15 protein-coding genes are annotated in these 16,688 nt (G+C 67.2%); 9 read left to right on the top strand and 6 right to left on the bottom strand.

Annotation, left to right across the window (positions count from 1 at the left end):
- The first annotated feature begins 143 nt into the window (after positions 1-143).
- Positions 144-2,321, top strand: a complete 2,178-nt coding sequence (locus AC56KW_RS06310; protein WP_497169887.1) for a hypothetical protein — start codon at positions 144-146, stop codon at positions 2,319-2,321.
- Here AC56KW_RS06310 and AC56KW_RS06315 read toward each other — a convergent pair.
- Positions 2,292-3,533 (bottom strand): M20/M25/M40 family metallo-hydrolase, encoded by a 1,242-nt coding sequence (locus AC56KW_RS06315; RefSeq protein ID WP_497169888.1) that lies wholly within the window; start codon positions 3,531-3,533, stop codon positions 2,292-2,294. The two genes, AC56KW_RS06310 and AC56KW_RS06315, sit on opposite strands and share 30 nt — an antisense overlap.
- A complete protein-coding gene (locus AC56KW_RS06320) occupies positions 3,530-4,771 on the bottom strand; it encodes a urate hydroxylase PuuD (protein ID WP_497169889.1) in 1,242 nt (413 codons plus the stop codon). The genes AC56KW_RS06315 and AC56KW_RS06320 overlap by 4 nt, the downstream gene beginning before the upstream one ends.
- A 129-nt stretch (positions 4,772-4,900) precedes the next feature.
- Here AC56KW_RS06320 and AC56KW_RS06325 point away from each other — a divergent pair, with 129 nt between their 5' ends.
- Together AC56KW_RS06325 and AC56KW_RS06330 are read left to right on the top strand one after the other, a co-directional pair.
- Positions 4,901-5,839, top strand: coding sequence for a LysR substrate-binding domain-containing protein (locus AC56KW_RS06325; RefSeq protein ID WP_497169890.1), 939 nt, complete (start codon positions 4,901-4,903; stop codon positions 5,837-5,839).
- Positions 5,840-5,842: 3 nt separating this feature from the next.
- Complete coding sequence (locus AC56KW_RS06330; RefSeq protein ID WP_497169891.1) at positions 5,843-7,618, top strand: allantoate amidohydrolase; 1,776 nt, start codon at positions 5,843-5,845, stop codon at positions 7,616-7,618.
- Positions 7,619-7,795: 177 nt separating this feature from the next.
- Here the strand turns inward: AC56KW_RS06330 and AC56KW_RS06335 are convergent, their stop codons facing one another.
- The 3 genes from AC56KW_RS06335 to aptA all read right to left on the bottom strand — a co-directional run bounded on the left by AC56KW_RS06335 (position 7,796) and on the right by aptA (position 11,256).
- Complete coding sequence (locus tag AC56KW_RS06335; protein ID WP_497169892.1) at positions 7,796-9,271, bottom strand: NCS1 family nucleobase:cation symporter-1; 1,476 nt, start codon at positions 9,269-9,271, stop codon at positions 7,796-7,798.
- A complete protein-coding gene (locus AC56KW_RS06340; RefSeq protein WP_497169893.1) occupies positions 9,246-9,692 on the bottom strand; it encodes a hypothetical protein in 447 nt (148 codons plus the stop codon). The genes AC56KW_RS06335 and AC56KW_RS06340 overlap by 26 nt, the downstream gene beginning before the upstream one ends.
- A gap of 247 nt (positions 9,693-9,939) precedes the next feature.
- Positions 9,940-11,256 carry an omega-aminotransferase AptA gene (gene aptA / locus AC56KW_RS06345; protein ID WP_497169894.1) on the bottom strand — a complete coding sequence of 439 codons (1,317 nt, stop codon included), beginning with the start codon at positions 11,254-11,256 and terminating at the stop codon, positions 9,940-9,942.
- A gap of 210 nt (positions 11,257-11,466) precedes the next feature.
- On the opposite strand from aptA, the gene AC56KW_RS06350 reads away from it, so the two are divergent.
- The 5 genes from AC56KW_RS06350 to AC56KW_RS06370 all read left to right on the top strand — a co-directional run bounded on the left by AC56KW_RS06350 (position 11,467) and on the right by AC56KW_RS06370 (position 14,775).
- A complete protein-coding gene (locus AC56KW_RS06350; RefSeq protein ID WP_497169895.1) occupies positions 11,467-12,030 on the top strand; it encodes a GNAT family N-acetyltransferase in 564 nt (187 codons plus the stop codon).
- Entirely contained in the window at positions 12,030-12,662 is a 633-nt protein-coding gene (locus AC56KW_RS06355; RefSeq protein WP_497169896.1) for an energy transducer TonB, read from the top strand. The genes AC56KW_RS06350 and AC56KW_RS06355 overlap by 1 nt, the downstream gene beginning before the upstream one ends.
- A gap of 144 nt (positions 12,663-12,806) precedes the next feature.
- Positions 12,807-13,085, top strand: coding sequence for a hypothetical protein (locus AC56KW_RS06360; RefSeq protein ID WP_497169897.1), 279 nt, complete (start codon positions 12,807-12,809; stop codon positions 13,083-13,085).
- 5 nt (positions 13,086-13,090) lie between these two features.
- Positions 13,091-13,987, top strand: coding sequence for a sensor histidine kinase (locus AC56KW_RS06365; protein WP_497169898.1), 897 nt, complete (start codon positions 13,091-13,093; stop codon positions 13,985-13,987).
- Complete coding sequence (locus AC56KW_RS06370; protein WP_497169899.1) at positions 13,987-14,775, top strand: LytR/AlgR family response regulator transcription factor; 789 nt, start codon at positions 13,987-13,989, stop codon at positions 14,773-14,775. Before AC56KW_RS06365 ends, AC56KW_RS06370 begins: the two co-directional genes overlap by 1 nt.
- Positions 14,776-14,781: 6 nt before the next feature.
- Here the strand turns inward: AC56KW_RS06370 and AC56KW_RS06375 are convergent, their stop codons facing one another.
- Positions 14,782-15,339, bottom strand: coding sequence for a gamma carbonic anhydrase family protein (locus AC56KW_RS06375; protein ID WP_497169900.1), 558 nt, complete (start codon positions 15,337-15,339; stop codon positions 14,782-14,784).
- 87 nt (positions 15,340-15,426) lie between these two features.
- On the opposite strand from AC56KW_RS06375, the gene chrA reads away from it, so the two are divergent.
- On the top strand, positions 15,427-16,641 hold the full coding sequence (gene chrA, locus AC56KW_RS06380) for a chromate efflux transporter (protein WP_497169901.1): 1,215 nt from the start codon (positions 15,427-15,429) through the stop codon (positions 16,639-16,641).
- The last annotated feature ends 47 nt before the right edge of the window (positions 16,642-16,688 follow it).

Raw genomic sequence — 16,688 nt, forward strand, 5'->3', positions numbered from 1 at the left:
CAATGCCAATGCCTATGCCTATGCCTATGCCACGTCCAGCTTCGACCATCAGTTTCGTCCTGCTTCTTGCGGCAGCGCCGGCGCACGCCTACCAGGCATCTGCACAGGGCCTGCCGGCCGGCGGCGGACTCGATCCACAGCGAGTGACCGAGCTGCGCTACGGCGCCGTGGCCACGACCTCGACGACCGCGACGCCAGACGAACGCCAGTTGGCGCCCGGTGCGGCGCGCGTAGCGTCCGCACCGGGCGTGGCCAACCGTCCCCGGATCGATGGCGCACTGGCGACGCTGTGGCTGGAGCGCACCGCGGCAACCGGCGCCGACGACCAGGTGCCGCTGACATTCGGACAGGTCTTCGGGCCGGGCAAGCTGGCGCGCGAAACCCGGCTGGTCGCCAGGCTGGCCGACGGCGAGCCGATCGCTTTGCAGGTCGACGCGAAGGCCTTCCACGACGATGGCTCGGTGCGGCATGCGGTCATCTCGGGCATCCTGCCGGCGCCAGGCGCCAAACCGCTCGCATTCGGCCTGGTGAAAAGCGCGTCTCGCGGTCACGCCGAACCAGGATTTGCCGCGCCGGTCGATGCGTCGCCGGCCGCGCTGGTGCGCACCGGGCTGACAGCCAGCGTCAAGCTCGCTCTCGGCGAGAAGCATTACAGCGCATCGCTCGAACGGCTGCTGGCGAAAGGCAAGCCGGCTTCCTGGCTCAAGGGTCCGGTCGCGCACGAGTGGCATGTCAGCGCGCCGCTGGCCGACCGCAACGGCAGCCAGCATCCGCACCTGGCCGCGCGCTTCGCGGTGCGCTGGTATCCAGGGATCAAGAAGGCCCGCGTCGACGTCACGATCGAGAACAACTGGGCCTACGAACCGGCGCCGCAGAACTTTACCTACGACGCCGAGATCGAGGTCGGCGGCAAGACCGTCTACCGCAAGCAAAACCTCACGCACTACCATCATGCACGGTGGCGCAAGCTTGCGTGGTGGGGGGGCGATCCGGCGCTGCACCTGCGCCATGACAGCCGCCAGCTGATCGATTCCTATGCCCTGCCCAACTACGATCGCACGGTCGCGATCAGCGAAAGCATACTGTCGAAGACCAACGCCATATGGACTGGCCCGAGGACCGAACCGATGGGCGTAGGCCTGGCCATGCCAGGCATGCCGACGACGGGCGGCCGGGAAGACATCGGACTCCAGCCGGCGTGGGCGGTCAGTTATCTGCTCAGCATGGATCCGCGCGCGAAGACCTTCACCCTGGGGACGGCCGACCTGGCCGGCACCTGGTCGATCCACTATCGCGATCGCCGCACGGGCCTGCCGGTCAGCCTGCTCGACTATCCCTACATGACGATAGTCGGACGTTCGACCGACACCCACAATCCCGCCACAAAAAAACTCGAGGCGTTTCCAGAGTGTGTCAGCCACGAGGCATGCCGGACGCCCAACGAGCATGACATCCCGCACCAGCCAAATTTCGCCTATCTTCCCTACCTGCTTACAGGCGACTACTATTATCTCGAAGAGCTGCAGTTCTGGGCAATGTACGATGTTTTTGCATCCAATCCCGGCTATCGGGGAAACCGCAAGGGACTGCTCAAGCCGGAGCAGGTGCGTGGCCAGGCCTGGGCACTGCGCACGCTGACCGACGCCGCCTATATTTCGCCTGATGAGCACCCTCTCAAGCACCACTTTTTGCAGATCCTGAACAGTAACCTGGACTGGTATAACACCGAATACACCAACAACCCGCGCGCCAACGCGCTTGGTTTCATCGCCAATGGCTATGCCATGGTGTATAACGATGGCGTCGGCCTCGCTCCCTGGCAAGACGACTTCTTCACGTCGGCAGTGGGGCGCGCGGCGGAACTCGGCTTCAAAAAGGCAGTGCCGCTGCTGCGCTGGAAGTCGAAGTTCCCGGTTGCCAGAATGATCGGCAAGGGCAGTTGCTGGATTACAGGGGCGATGTACGCGATGCGTGTTCGGGATACGGCCGATGCGCCGTTCTATTCGACGATCGGCGAGGCCTTCGCCAAGAGCCATGAGCCGGAGCTGAAAGGGCTTGCGTGCGCGAGCGGCGCCATGGCATCCGCGCTCAAGTTGCGCCCCGGTGAAATGACCGGTTACTCCAGTAGCACGGCTGGGTATCCCTCGAATATGCAGCCAGCCCTGGCCTATGCCGTGGATGCATTGGGCGAGCCGGGCAGAAAAGCTTGGAAACAATTTATGGAGCGTAGCGTCAAGCCGGACTATGAAAACGGCGCCCAGTTCGCGATCGTCCCGCGCGATGACCAGGCGTCAGCCCCGCGGGCCGAGAAAATCGAGTAGCGTCAGCGCTACCACCTTGGTTGCACGGCGCAAATCCTCCAGCAGCAGGTGCTCGTCGGCCTTCTTGGCGTTCGATTCCGCGACCGTGCGCGGACCGGCGCCATACAGCACCGCCGGGATGCTGTGCTCCCCGTACAGGCGCGCATCGGCGTACAGGGGCGTGCCGTGTGCTGGAATCACCTCGCCCATGATCGCGCGGGCGTGGCGCTGCAGGCTGTCCACCAGCGGCGCCACCGCCGGCAAGGGCCGCAATGCCCGGGACAGCAGCAGGCGCCGGATCTCGAGCCGGATGCCCTGCATGCCACGCACCGCATCCTCGACCAGGCCGCGCACCTGGCTTTCCACCACTTCGGGGTCTTCTTCCGGAATCATGCGCCGGTCCAGGCGCAGCACCACTTTCCCCGGCACCACATTGGTATTCGTCCCGCCGTCGATGCGGCCGACGATCATGGTCGGCGAACCGATGCCGGGCACGCCGCTGTGGATGTTCTTCAGCGCCGGCAGCTCGCCATAGATCGCGTTCAAGACCCGCGTGGCCGCTTGCAGTGCGTCGACCGCCGTCTCGGGCATCGCGCCATGCCCTGCCCTGCCGTGCACGGTCACTTCCAGCTGCAGGCAGGCGTTGTGGGCGGTGACGATGCCATGGGCGAAGCCGGCGGCGATCACGTAGTCGGGCCGCGTGAGGCCCTGCGCCAGCAAGCGGCCCGGCCCGAGCAGGCCGCCGAATTCCTCGTCGTAGGTGAAATGCAGTTCGACCGCGCCCGCCAGCGGCGCGTCCAGCGCTTCGAGCGCGCGCACCGCGAACACATAGGTGGCGAAGTCGCTCTTGGACACCGCCGCCCCACGGCCGTACAGGCAGCCATCCTCGATGGCGGCGCCATACGGCGGCCGGGTCCAGCCCTCGCCGGGCGGCACCACGTCGCCGTGGGCGTTCAGCGCCAGCGTCGGTCCGCCGGTGCCATAGGGCCGGCGCACGATGAGGTTCGTGATGCTCTCGAGCCCCTGGTCACGCACTTCGCGTGCCGGCACCGCATGGCGCTCGACCGGCCAGCCGGCCGCTTCGAGCATGCCGGCTACCGCTTCGGCATGCGGCGCGTTATTGCCGGGTGGCGTATCGGTCGGGATGCGCACCACGTCCTGTAAAAACGTGACCTGGGCATCGAAATGCGCGTCGATCCATTGGGTCAAGCGGTCGTGCAAGGGATTGTTCATGGTGTTTTTCCTGTGCCCGCGCCGGCTTCGAACCAGGCGCCGACCTGGACGCGTTCGGCGTCGGTCATGTGGGTGAGGTTTGCCAGCGGCATCGCTTTGAGCTGCACCGTCTGCTGGTAGATGCGGGCCGCATGCTGGCTGACCAGTTCGGGCGTGTCGAGCATCACACCACCCGGCGCCGCCGCGAAGCCGGCCTGCGTCGGCTGCCGGGCGTGGCAGGACACGCAGCGCTGGTCCATGATCGTGCGCACTTCGGCGAAGCGCGCCGCGGCGTCAGGACGGGCGGCGGTACCGGCGTTGGCGCGCGGTGTTGGCGGCGCCAGCGCGACCGCCAGCGCCAGCAGCAGGGCCACGCCCGCGGCCGGATAACGCCATTCGGTGCGGCCCTTGTGGCGCAGGTTGAAGAAGTGGCGGATCAGCACCCCGGCCAGCATGATCGCCCCCAGCACCGCCCAGGCATGCGGGTGGTTGTAGGTCATCGCATAGTGATTGCTGATCATGATGAACAGCACCGGCAAGGTGAAGTAGTTGTTGTGGACGCTGCGCTGCTTGGCCTTGATGCCGTGGCTCGGGTCGGGCTGTCGCCCCGCCAGCATGGCGTTCACCATCTTGCGCTGGCCGGGAATGATCAGCATCGCCACGTTCGCCACCATGATGGTGCCGATCATCGCGCCCACATGCAGGTAGGCCGCGCGTCCGCTCAGCAGGTGGGTGAGCAGCCAGCTGCTTGCGACCAGGAACAGCAACACCGTGGCGCCGAACATCAGCGGGCGCTGCACCAGCCTGGTCTTGCACAGCAGGTCGTATGCGATCCAGCCGACCACCAGGCTGCCGATGCCGATGCCGATCGCCTGCCCGCTGCTGAGGTCGGCCACGCTGCGGTCGACCATCATCGCTTTCGCGTTCAGGTAGTAGACGACCACCAGCAGCGCGAAGCCCGACAGCCAGGTGGAATAGGCTTCCCATTTGAACCAGTGCAGCTCCTTCGGCAACGCGCCAGGGGCCACCAGGTATTTCTGCGGGTTGTAGAAGCCGCCGCCATGGACCGCCCACAACTCGCCGGACACGCCCTTGCGTTCGAGCTCGGAGCCAGCGGGCGGCGGCTTGATGGTGTTGTCGAGCCAGACGAAGTAGAAGGAAGCGCCGATCCAGGCGATGCCGGTGATGATGTGCAGCCAGCGCAGCAGCAGATTGCACCACTCGAGAGCATACGGCGACAGGTATCCGGGGTCGAACATGGGCTTCCCTTGTGAGCGCGGTGCGGCTGAGATGAATCGACGATACGCCGATTCCAATTTCTGCGACATGAAATGTAGCGTATATTCGACATATTCACCCTGTTATACGTGCCACTGCGGCCGCCTCCGATGTCCAGCCTGCCCCGCAACCTCGACCTGCACCTGATCCGCATCCTCTACCTGCTGCTGGTGGAGAAGAACGTCTCGCGGGTAGCGCTCAAGCTGAACCAGCCGCAGCCTTCGATCTCGGCCTCGCTGCGCAAGCTGCGTGAACTGACCGGCGACCCGCTGCTGGTGCGCGGCGCGCGCGGCATGGTGCCGACCCAGCATGGCGAGAGCCTTCTCAAGCCGGCCAAGCGCATCCTCGACGAGGCCGAGAGCCTGTTCGTGCGCAAGGCGCCCTTCGTGCCCGAGCAGGCGACGCGCACCTTCCACATCGCCGCCCCCGACTACCTCGACGCACGCTTCCTGCCGAACGTGGTGGCGCTGCTGCGGCGCGGTTCGCCCGGCAGCAAGGTCGTCATCCACGCCCTCGGCCCCGGCCTGGACTACCTGCGCATGCTGTCCGACGGCGACATGGACCTCGTCATCGCCAACTGGGACGAGCCGCCGGCCCACCTGCACATGTCCAAGCTGTTCGAAGACCCGATCATCTGCACCATGCGCGCCGACAGCCCATATGCCAGGCGCACCGCGTCCGACGCGATGACGCTGGAGGATTACCTCGACCTGCCCCACGTCGCCCCGACCCAGATGCTGCCGGGCTACCATGGCGTGATCGACGCTTATCTCGAGCGCCACGGCCTGCAGCGGCGGGTTGCTGTCGAATCCCCCTATTTCGGCGTGATCCCGTATATGCTGACCCAGAGCGACCTGGTGCTGACGACCGGTCGCCAGTTCATCCGCGCGTTTGAAAAGACGCTGCCGCTGAAGAGTTTCACGGTGCCGGTCAAGTTTCCGCCGATGCGCTTCTACCAGCTATGGCACCAGCGCGTGCACCAGTCGACCGAGCACAAATGGCTGCGCGACCAGGTCAGCAGCGCGGCGCGCTCACTCAACCAGGAGTAGTGCATGCCGACCATCCAGGACCTGAACCGGCTCGACGCCGGCGCCTTTACCGCCGCGCTGCATGGCGTCTACGAGCACTCACCCTGGATCGCGGCGCGCGCCGCCGCGGCCCGCCCCTTCGCCACCCTGGCGGCGCTCAAGCTCTCCTTGCAGGCGGCGGTCGACGGCGCGAGCATCGAAGAACGCCTGTCGCTGCTGCGCGCCCACCCCGAGCTGGCCGGCAAGGCCGCCATCGCCGGCGAGCTGACGGCGGAGTCCAGCGATGAACAGGCCAGCTCCGGCCTCGATCGCTGCTCGCCTGGCGAATACGCACGGCTGCGCGCGCTCAACGCGCGCTACAACGAACGCTTCGGCTTTCCCTTCATCCTGGCCGTGAAAGGGCCGACAGGACGCGGCCTGGCGCGGCAAAGCATCATCGACACCTTCGAGCGCCGCCTCGACAACGCGCCTGACGACGAGCTGCGCGAAGCGCTGCGCCAGGTGCACCGGATCGCCGAGATCCGCCTCAACGCCCTGCTCGGTGTCGCGCCATCGGTCGGCGCCACCGTGATGGGGTGGTGCGAGGCGCTCGGCGCCATCAGCGATACCGGGACCGGCCTGACCTGCGCCTACATGACGCCGGCGCACCGGCGTACCGCCGCGCAGATCGCCGAATGGATGGTCGGCGCCGGCATGACGGTCCATATCGACGCCGTCGGCAACGTCGTCGGCCGCTACGCCGCCGCCCAGCCGGACGCGCGGACCCTGGTCACCGGCTCGCACTACGACACCGTGCGCAACGCCGGCAAGTACGACGGCCGGCTCGGCATCCTGCTGCCCATCGCCCTGGTCGGGCAACTGGCCGCGCGCGGCCAGCGCCTGTCCTATGATCTCGAAGTGATCGCCTTCGCCGAAGAAGAAGGCGTGCGCTATCGCAGCACCTTCCTCGGCAGCAGCGCGGTGGCCGGCGGCTTCGACCTGGCGCTGCTCGATGCGCGCGACCTCGATGGCGTCCTGCTGCGCGACGCGCTGGCGGGCGCCGGCCACGATCCGGCGGCGATCGCCTCCATCGCACGCGATCCCGCCACCGTGCTGGGCTTCGTCGAAGTCCATATCGAACAGGGGCCCAGACTGCTCGAGCGCGGCCTGCCGCTGGGCGTGGTGAGCGCGATCGCGGGCAGCTCGCGCTACCTGGTCGAATTGAAAGGCGTGGCCAGCCACGCCGGCACCACGCCGATGAACCTGCGGCGCGATGCGGCCGCGGCGGCCGCCGAGATCGTGCTGCTGGTGGAAAGCCGTTGCCGTAGCCATGGATCGCTGGTGGGCACGGTCGGCCAGCTGGAGGTACCGGCGGGCTCGGTCAACGTGGTGCCTGGCGCCTGCCGCCTGTCGCTCGACATCCGCGCCGCCGACGACGAAACCCGGCTGGCCGCGGTCGACGACATCCTGGCCGGCATCACCGCCATCTGCACGCGACGCGGCATCCAGGAAAAACTGTACAAGCTGCTCGAGATCGACGCCGTGCCCTGCGCGCCGCAGATGATGGACGGCCTGGGCGCCGCGCTCGAACGCGCCGGCCTGCCGCGCTTTGACCTGCCCTCCGGCGCCGGCCACGACGCGATGCGCATGGCGCAGCTGACCCAGGTCGCAATGCTGTTCGTCCGCTGCGGCAATGGCGGCATCAGCCACAACCCGCTCGAGACCATGACCGCCGACGATGCGGATATCGCCGGCGCCGTGCTGCTCGACTTCCTGCGCGGATTCGCTCCGCCTGCGACGCCGGCAGGATCAGGGCCGTGAGCAGCTTCTCGGGCAAGCGTGCCCGCAGTGCAGTAGCTGGAAGCGCAGCCATGGTTTCACCGGCGACTGCGTCGAAGCTCGCTGCCTGGGCGCCACCTGCCGCCAGGCTGCGAGCCAGACAACCGCGTCTCGGAATATGCTGCGCATGCGGCGCTCTTCGGCGCAGAAAATGTCGTCCTAGTGCTGCGCGCCGCGTCCCTTCATCATGAGGCCATAGACCACGGCCGCGATCGCGACGCCGACGAACCAGGCGTAGGTGTAGATCGTCTTGAAAGCCTCGCCCACGTCGGGGAAGCTGGCCGGGAAGGCCGCATTCAGGAAGCCCGGGATATTGGGCAGCACGCCGGCCGCGAAGGCCGCCAGCGCGGCGCTGTTCCAGCCACCCAGCAAGCCGTTGGGATACGAATAGATGCCGTCATGGCGATACAGCTGGTCGACGTCGAGCCTGGTCTTGCGCACCAGGTAGTAGTCGACCACCAGCACGCCGGCGATCGGTCCCAGCAAGGCCGAGTAGCCGACCAGCCAGGTCATGATGTAGTTCTGGGTCGATTCCAGGATCTTCCACGGCATCATGACCAGTGCCAGAGCGGCCGTGATGTAGCCGCCGGTGCGGTAGCTGATGCGGCGCGGCGCCAGCGCCGAGAAATCATAGGCCGGGCCGACCAGGTTGGCCGCCAGGTTGACGCTGACCGTATCGACCAGCAGCACGATCAGGGCCACCAGCACCGCGACGCCGGTCATGCGGCTGGCCAGGTCGACCGGGTCCCACAGCGCCTTGCCGTACAAGACGACGGTGGCCGAGGTGACGATCACCGCCAGCGCCGCGAGCAAGCCCATGGGCAGCGGCAGGCCGACGGTCTGGCCGACCACCTGGTCGCGCTGCGACCTGGCGAAGCGGGTGAAGTCGGGAATGTTCAGCGCCAGCGTGGCCCAGAACCCGATCATGGCGGTCAGCGACGGCCAGAATGTGCTCCAGAACTGCCCTTCCTTCGGCCCGCCGGGGGCGAACTGCGAGCGCTGCTCGAGCAGCGGACCGAAGCCGCCCGCTTTATCGTGCACCCACCACAGCAGTACGAAGCAGATCGCGATCTTGAGCGGCGCGGTCCAGGTCTCGAGCTTGCGGATCGACTCCATTCCGTGTACCACGAAATACAGCTGGATCGCCCAGAAGGCGAGGAAACACAGCAGCTGCGCCAGGTTGATGCCGAGCCAGGCCAGCGTGTCGCCGCCGATCGGCGCGCCGTTCATCACGCCCAGCAAGGTGTAGATCATGCTGCCGCCGAACCAGGTCTGGATGCCATACCAGCCGCAGGCGACGATGGCGCGCATCAGCGCCGGCAGCTTGGCGCCGCCAGTGCCGAACGAGGTGCGCGCCAGCACCGCGTACGGGATGCCGTACTTGGCCCCGGCGTGGCCGATCAGCAGCATCGGCGCCAGCACGATGGTATTGGCCAAAAAGACCGTCAGCACCGCCTGCCAGCCCGACATGCCCGCCTCCACCAGGCTGGCCGACAGGGTATAGGCCGGGATGCACATCACCATCCCGACCCACAGGGCGGCGAAGTGATACCAGCGCCAGGTGCGCTGCGCTGCGGTGGTCGGAGCGAGGTCGTCGTTCCAGAGGTCGTTATGGGTGGAAATCGGGGGTATCACGGTGCGCGCCAGTCGAATCGATGCGCGCGAGTGTAACGCAAACGTCAATACGACGTGAAGACTCGGGCCTGGAGATCGGCGTGGATCGCCTGGGCCGCCTGCTGGCGTGGCGTGGCGCGTGCGCCTGTTCCAGCGGCGCCACGCTCTCGCCGCCCGCATAGACGCCCGCCAGCGCAGTACGGAAGCACCCGTCGACCTGGCTCCGGCCGCCCTCGCGCGACTGCTGGCGCACGGCCGGATCGCTTGCAGGCCCGGCCGTTCTTCCAACCTTGAACACGGCGAGGGCCGCGCTCTCGGTGAAGCCGCCGGTATCGACCACGCGATCGCCCGGCAGGCGGGTCTGCTCGAAACGCACGATGGCGGCGCGCGCCACCTCTTGTTCGCGGCCATCGGGCGCCAGGGCGTGGCGCAGCGCCAGCACCCGGCTGGAGGCCAGGCCGACGCCCAGGAAGACCGCGTCGCGCCACAGGCGCAGGTCGGCCAGCTTGCGGTTGGCGCCCTGCTTGCCGCCGTATTCGCAGCGGATGAATCACATCGCCACCAGGCGCTCGAACGCCGCCAGTTCGGCCGTGGCGGTGTCGGTGTCGGCCAATTCCGGGGATGCGGGCAAGGCCAGGGCGTCGGCGATGGCGATCATCGGTCCCTCTTTCTTGTGGCTCGACGCTGCTTCAGGCCAATTGTTTCAGTACGGCCGCCAGCTTGCCGAACAATTCGTCGACGTGTTCCCGGCCAAGCACCAGCGGCGGCGACAACGCGATGATGTCGCCCGTGGTGCGGATCAGGAGGCCGTCGGCGAAGGCCTTCTTGAGCGCCGCATAGCCGCGCGCACCGGGAAGGCCCGCGACCGGTTCGAGCTCGATGCCGGCGATGATGCCGATCGAGCGCAGGTCGATCACGTGCGGCAGGCCGCGCAGCGACTGCAGCGCTTCCTCGAAATAGGGCTGGATGCGCGCCGCGTTCTCGAGTACCCCCTGTTCCTGGAACACCTCCAGCGTGGCCAGCGCGGCGGCGCAGGCCAGCGGATGGCCGGAATAGGTATAGCCGTGGAACAGCTCGATGCCGGCCGGGCTGTCCATGAAGGCGTCGTGGATGAAGGCCTTGCTGAACACGGCGCCCATCGGCACCGCGCCATTGGTGATGCCCTTGGCCGTGGTCATCATGTCCGGTTCGACGTCGAACCAGTCGCCGGCGAACGGTGTCGTCAGGCGCCCGAAACCGGTGATGACTTCGTCGAAGATCAACAGGATGCCGTGGCGGTCGCAGATCTCGCGCAGGCGCTTGAGGTAGCCCTTGGGTGGAATCAGGACGCCGGTCGAGCCGGACACCGGTTCGACGATCACGGCCGCGACGGTCGACGGATCGTGCAGGGCCACTATCCGTTCGAGATCCTCGGCCAGCTCGACGCCATGTTCCGGCTCGCCCCGTGCGTAGGCGTTGCGCCCCAGGTCATGCGTATGGCGCAGGTGGTCGACGCCCGGCAGCAAGGGACCGAAATGCTTGCGGTTGGCGCCGATGCCGCCCACCGAAATGCCGCCGAAGCCGACGCCGTGGTAGCCGCGCTCGCGGCCGATCAGGCGCGTGCGTCCGCCCTCCCCGCACGCGCGGTGATAGGCCAGCGCGATCTTGAGCGCGGTGTCGACCGCTTCCGAGCCCGACCCGGTATAGAACACGTGGCCGAAGCGGCGCCCGGAAAATTCCATCAGCTTCTCGGCCAGTTCGAAGGCGGCCGGATGGCCCATCTGGAAGGTCGGCGCGTAGTCGAGCTGGCCGGCCATGGCGGCAATGGCGGCCGCGATCTTCGGCTGGCCGTGGCCGCAGGGCACGCACCACAGGCCGGCGGCGCCGTCGAGCAACTGGCGGCCGTCGACGTCGCGGTAATACATGCCCTCGGCAGAGACCAACAGGCGCGGATCGCGCTTGAAGTCACGGTTATTGGTAAATGGCATCCAGAAGGATGACATCGTGGTGGGCCTGGATTCGTGCATGGTGCGCTCCTCGCCTGGTGGCGCCTTGTCGACATTGAAGTTTGAACAAGAATGGCGCGTATTGCAACAGGCATCCGGAGGGCGCCCAATGCAGGCGCAAGAACATGCGGCGTGCATGATGTTAATGACAGGAAAGCAGCACTCCACGGCCCTGTCTACAGTCCCCAGAGCAGTGGTATGCTAACGCTTATCACACTGGCAATGCAAACCATGTCGACTTATACCACCCCTGTTCTCACCACCGAACGCCTGGTGCTGCGCCCGCTGGCCGCGAGCGATGCGCCGGCCCTCTACACGATCTTTTCCGACCCGGCCGTGGTGCGCTACTGGAGCGCCGAGCCGTGGACCGATATCTCGTTCGCCGAAACGGCCATCGCACGCGCACTGGAAGCCTACCGCGACGAGACCGAGCTGCGCTTCGCGATCGAACTCGCATCGAACCGTGAACTGGTCGGCACCGTGGCCCTGCACCACTTCTTCAACCAGAACCGCCGCTGTGAACTCGGCTATGCGCTGGGCAGCGCGCACTGGGGCAAGGGCTATGCCTTCGAGGCCACCCGCGCCGCGCTGGACCATGGCTTTCGCGAGGTGGGCCTGAACCGGGTCGAAGCCGATATCGATCCGCGCAACGAGGCTTCCGGCCGCGTGCTCGAAAAGCTGGGCTTTCGCCAGGAGGGTTATATGCCGCAGCGCTGGCTGGTGCACGGCGAGTATGCCGACACTGCATTCTACGGCCTGCTGCGCGACTACTGGCTGCACGGGACGGCCCGCTGATGGCAAGGCCCGCCACCACGATGAAGACCCTGGCGGCATGTTCGACGCTGACGCTGTCCCTGCTGGCGCTGGCGCCGCAATCGGTGGCCGCCCAGGCCACCTTGCCGACCTGGCGCGAGATCACGGTCTATGCAAGCGACGCCAGCTATCCGCAAGCGCTGGCGGCGCGCGGCGTGCAGGGCGACGTGACGGTCGAACTGGCGCAGGGCGACAAGGACCGCGCGGCGGCGGCCCTGGTGCGCGATTCCTCGCGCTCGGCCGAGCTCGATGCGCTGGCGCTGGCCATGGCCAGGCGGCTGGACATCGCCGCCGGCGGCGCGCGCAGCGGCCTGGTCACCATCCGCTTCAAGAAAGACCACACGACGACCATCGCCGCCAAGAGCTGCGCCGATTTCAACGCCGATGCGGCGTGGCAGGCGGCGACCTTCCCGGAGCGCAGCCTGCGCGAGTTGCCGGCGATCGCAGAGAGCATCGGCATGCTGGTCTACAGCCTGCACCGCAACGGCTCGGCGCGCCAGGCTTTCCCGGGTGTGGAAGCGATCGTGAACGCGACGGTGGCGGCCTGCGCCCGCGCACCCGAGGCCGGCATGCTCGACGTGATGCGCCAGGAAGCGCTCAAGCTGATCGAGTGAGCGTATGACGGGTTTGAACAGTCCCCGTTCATCCGTCCTCACGACCGCTCGGCCCCGCAATCGCACCGTTTGTCGGATCGATCTTGGCATGACATGGGTGCATCCCTACAGTAGGGCCATCAATGTCAGAAAGGACTTGCTCGCATGAAAACCATTCATACGCCTACCAGCCGCTTCCAGTCGATCCTGCGCAATATGGAAGTCGCCGGCCGCACCACCTGGCGCCTGGCCAAGTCCAGCGCGCGTTCGCTGCGCCGCATGCCGTGGCCGGTGCTGCTGGTGATCGCAATCGTGCTGGCCGCCCTGATCACCATCGTGCCGATCGTGCTGGCGCTGTTCGTCGGCCTGCTGCTGCTCAAATTCCTCGCCATCGCCATCTTTGGCCGTGAGCCGCGCCGTATCAGGCATTACACGCAAGAGTAAACACCATGGCCGCAGCCCAGATCAACCGCGCGCTCGACTTCGTCCGCGACGCCTTGCGCGAAGCGGGCGCCCTGTGGTGGCGCTTCTTCGACTGGCTCGCCCTGATCGAGTGGCGCCAGCTCTACCTGGTCTGGTTCCTGGTATTCGTCACGGGCATGTTCCTCAAGCTGACGGAGCCGGCGATCTGGTTCATCCTGATCTCGTTCGGCGTCAAGGTGCTGGCCGGCGGCAAGCGCCGCGCCGAGCTGCTGGCGCGCGACGCCTCGACCAAGGCCGACGTCGCCAACCTCGAGCGACGGCTGACCGAGGCGCAGATGGCCACGCTCCAGGCCCAGGTCGAGCCGCACTTCCTGTTCAATACCCTGGCCCTGATCGGCCAGCTGATCGAGACCGACGCGAAGGAAGCCGCGCGCGTCCACAGCCACCTGATCGAATACCTGCGCGCCTCGCTGCCGCAGATGCGCAGCGCCAAGGGAACGGGCGGGACCCTGGGCAAGCAGGTCGAGCTGTCGCGCGCCTACCTGTCCATCATGCAGGCGCGCATGAAGGAGCGGTTGGCGGTACGCTTCGAGGTGCCCGACTTCCTCGGCAGCGCGCCGTTCCCGCCGATGATGCTGCAGACCCTGATCGAGAATTCGATCAAGCACGGCCTGGAACCGAAGGTCGCCGGCGGCACCATCGTCGTGCGTTCGCGGGTCGAGGGAGCCACCCTGCATGTCGACGTGCGCGACGACGGCGTCGGCTTCAACCTGCATGCCGGCAACGGCGTCGGCCTGGCGAATATCCGCGAACGCCTGGCCCTGTTGTACGGCAAGGATGCGGAACTGGTGATCGAAACGCCGGTGGGCGGCGGCGCCTGCGTGTCGATCCGCCTGCCCTACCGCATGACGGAAGACGGCTGATGGCGGCCGCCCGCCCGACGGCCCTGATCGCCGACGACGAAGCGGCCCTGCGCGACCAGCTGCGCGCCCGCCTGCAAGAAGCCTGGCCCGAATTGCGCATCCTGGCCGAAGCGGCCAACGGCGTCGAGGCGGTAGCCCTCGGCCTGGAACACAAGCCGGACATCGCCTTCCTCGACATCCGCATGCCGGGCATGGGTGGCATCGACGCGGCGCGCCAGATGTATGAACGTTGCCACATCGTGTTCGCCACCGCCTACGACCAGTATGCGGTCGAGGCCTTCGAACAGGGCGCCATCGACTACCTGCTCAAGCCCGTCACGCTGGCGCGCCTGGAAACAACGGTGGCGCGCCTGCGCCGCCAGCTTGAACAGAAGCCGCAGGACATCGGCGCGCAACTGGCGCGGCTTGCCCAGCTGGGCGACCAGCTGCTGATGCAGAACGGTGCGCCCTCCGCCAAGCCGGCTTACCTGCGCTGGATACAGGCCCAATCCGGCGCCAGCCTGCGCATGGTGAGCACGCGCGAAGTGTTGTTCTTCCAGTCGGACGACAAGTACACGCGGGTGCAAACGGCCACTGCCCAGCACCTGATCCGCAAGACGCTCAAGGAACTGGAAGAAGAGCTGGACCCGGACGAGTTCTGGCGCATCCACCGCTCGACCCTGGTGCGCGTGGACGCGATCGCCGAAGTTAGGCGCGACTTGCGCGGCCGCCAGATGCTCAGCCTGCGCGGCTATCCCGAAGAGCTGGAAGTGAGCCGCAACCACGGGGCGCTGTTCCAGCAGATGTGACGTGCGTCAGGGCTGTCCGGTGGCCGCCGTCGGTGGTGGATTCAGGTAGTTGTCCTTGACCCGCACGTAGTGCTCGGCCGAGTAGCGCAGCCAGGTCTTCTCGGCGTCCGTCAGCGGCCGCACCTTCCCGGCCGGCCGGCCCATGTACAGGAATCCGCTTTCCAGCCGCTTGCCAGGCGCCACCAGGCTGCCGGCGCCGAGCATCACCAGGTCGTCGATCACCACATCGTCCATCACGATGCTGCCCATGCCGATCAGGCAGTCGTTGCCGATGCGGCAGCCGTGCAGGATGACCGAATGGCCGACCGTGACATGGTCGCCGATGACCAGGGGCGACCCCTGCGGCTTGTGGGGCGTGCGATGGGCGACGTGGCCCATCGCCAGGTCCTGGATATTGGTGCAGCGGCCGATCACGATGTCGTTGACGTCGCCGCGCAGCACGGCGTTGCACCAGACCGAGGAATCGGCGCCGATGCGGACGTTGCCGATGACCTGGGCCGATTCATGGAGATAGACGCCATCGGCAAGTTGCGGGCGGGCGTCGAGGTAGGATGCAAGCGGCATGGTGGTTCGCTGGATGACTGGGACGCGACATTCTAACGTGGGCCTGATTACTGCTATGCTCGACCGGTCTTGTCCACGGTCCACGCCATGCCGCCCCAAGCCACTGCTACCGCCGCCACACTGCCCATCTGGTCCATCTTCTGGATCTTCCTGAAGCTCGGCCTGACGTCGTTCGGCGGCCCGGTCGCCCATCTCGGCTACTACCGCAACGAGTTCGTCCTGCGTCGCCGGTGGCTGGACGATGCGCGCTACGGCGACCTCGTTGCGCTGTGCCAGTTCCTGCCCGGACCGGCGTCGAGCCAGGTCGGCTTTGCGCTCGGCGTCCTGCGCGGCGGGGGGCTGCCCGGCGGGCTGGCGGCCTGGCTTGGATTCACGCTGCCTTCGGCGCTGCTGATGTTCGCTTTCGCGCTGGGGACCGCGAACCTCGCCGGGCCACTGGCAGCGGGCGTCGTGCATGGGCTCAAGCTGGTCGCGGTGGCCGTGGTGGCGCAGGCGGTGTGGGGGATGGCGCGCATGCTCACGCCCGACCGCCAGCGCATCGCGATCGCGCTCGCCGCCGTTGCGGTCGTCGTGCTGGTCGATGGGCCGGCCGGACAGCTGGCCGCTATCGCCACTGGCGCATATGCCGGATACTGGCTATGCGGGAACCCCCTGGTGCAGCCGAGCGCCGAATTTCCCATGCCGGTCGGCCGCCCCGCCGGCGTCGCCGCACTCGTGCTGTCTGGCGTCCTGTTGCTCGGGCTGCCCCTGCTGGCTGGCCTCACGGCCTATCCGCCATTGGCGCTGTTCGATGCCTTCTACCGCTGCGGCGCGCTGGTGTTCGGCGGTGGCCACGTGGTGCTGCCCTTGCTGCAAGCCGAGACCGTGGCCGCCGGCTGGATTCCAAACCAGACCTTCCTTGCCGGCTATGGGCTCGCCCAGGCCTTGCCCGGCCCCCTGTTCGCCTTTGCCGCCTTCCTTGGCGCGCAAGCCGGCATGACGGCCGGTGCGCTGGCCGGCGCCGCGATCGCCCTGCTCGCGCTGTTCCTGCCAGGCCTGCTGCTGGTCTACGGGACGCTGCCGTTCTGGGACCATTTTCGCCGCCACGCGGCCGCACGCCACGCGATGATGGGCGCCAATGCCGCCGTGGTCGGCATCCTTGGGGCCGCGCTGGTCGATCCGGTGTGGACAGGCGCCGTGCGCGACGTGCGCGATGCCGGCGTGGCGCTGGCGCTCTTCCTGCTGCTGGCAAGGTGGAAGGCGCCATCGTGGAGCGTCGTCATCCTGTCGGTCGCGGCGGGTGTGCTGCTGGGGTCCGCATAGTTCCGGGGCGGCCATCCTGACGCGTTTTCCGCTGCACTTCCATGAAG

The organism is Telluria sp. RT2P19 (genome assembly GCF_059685725.1).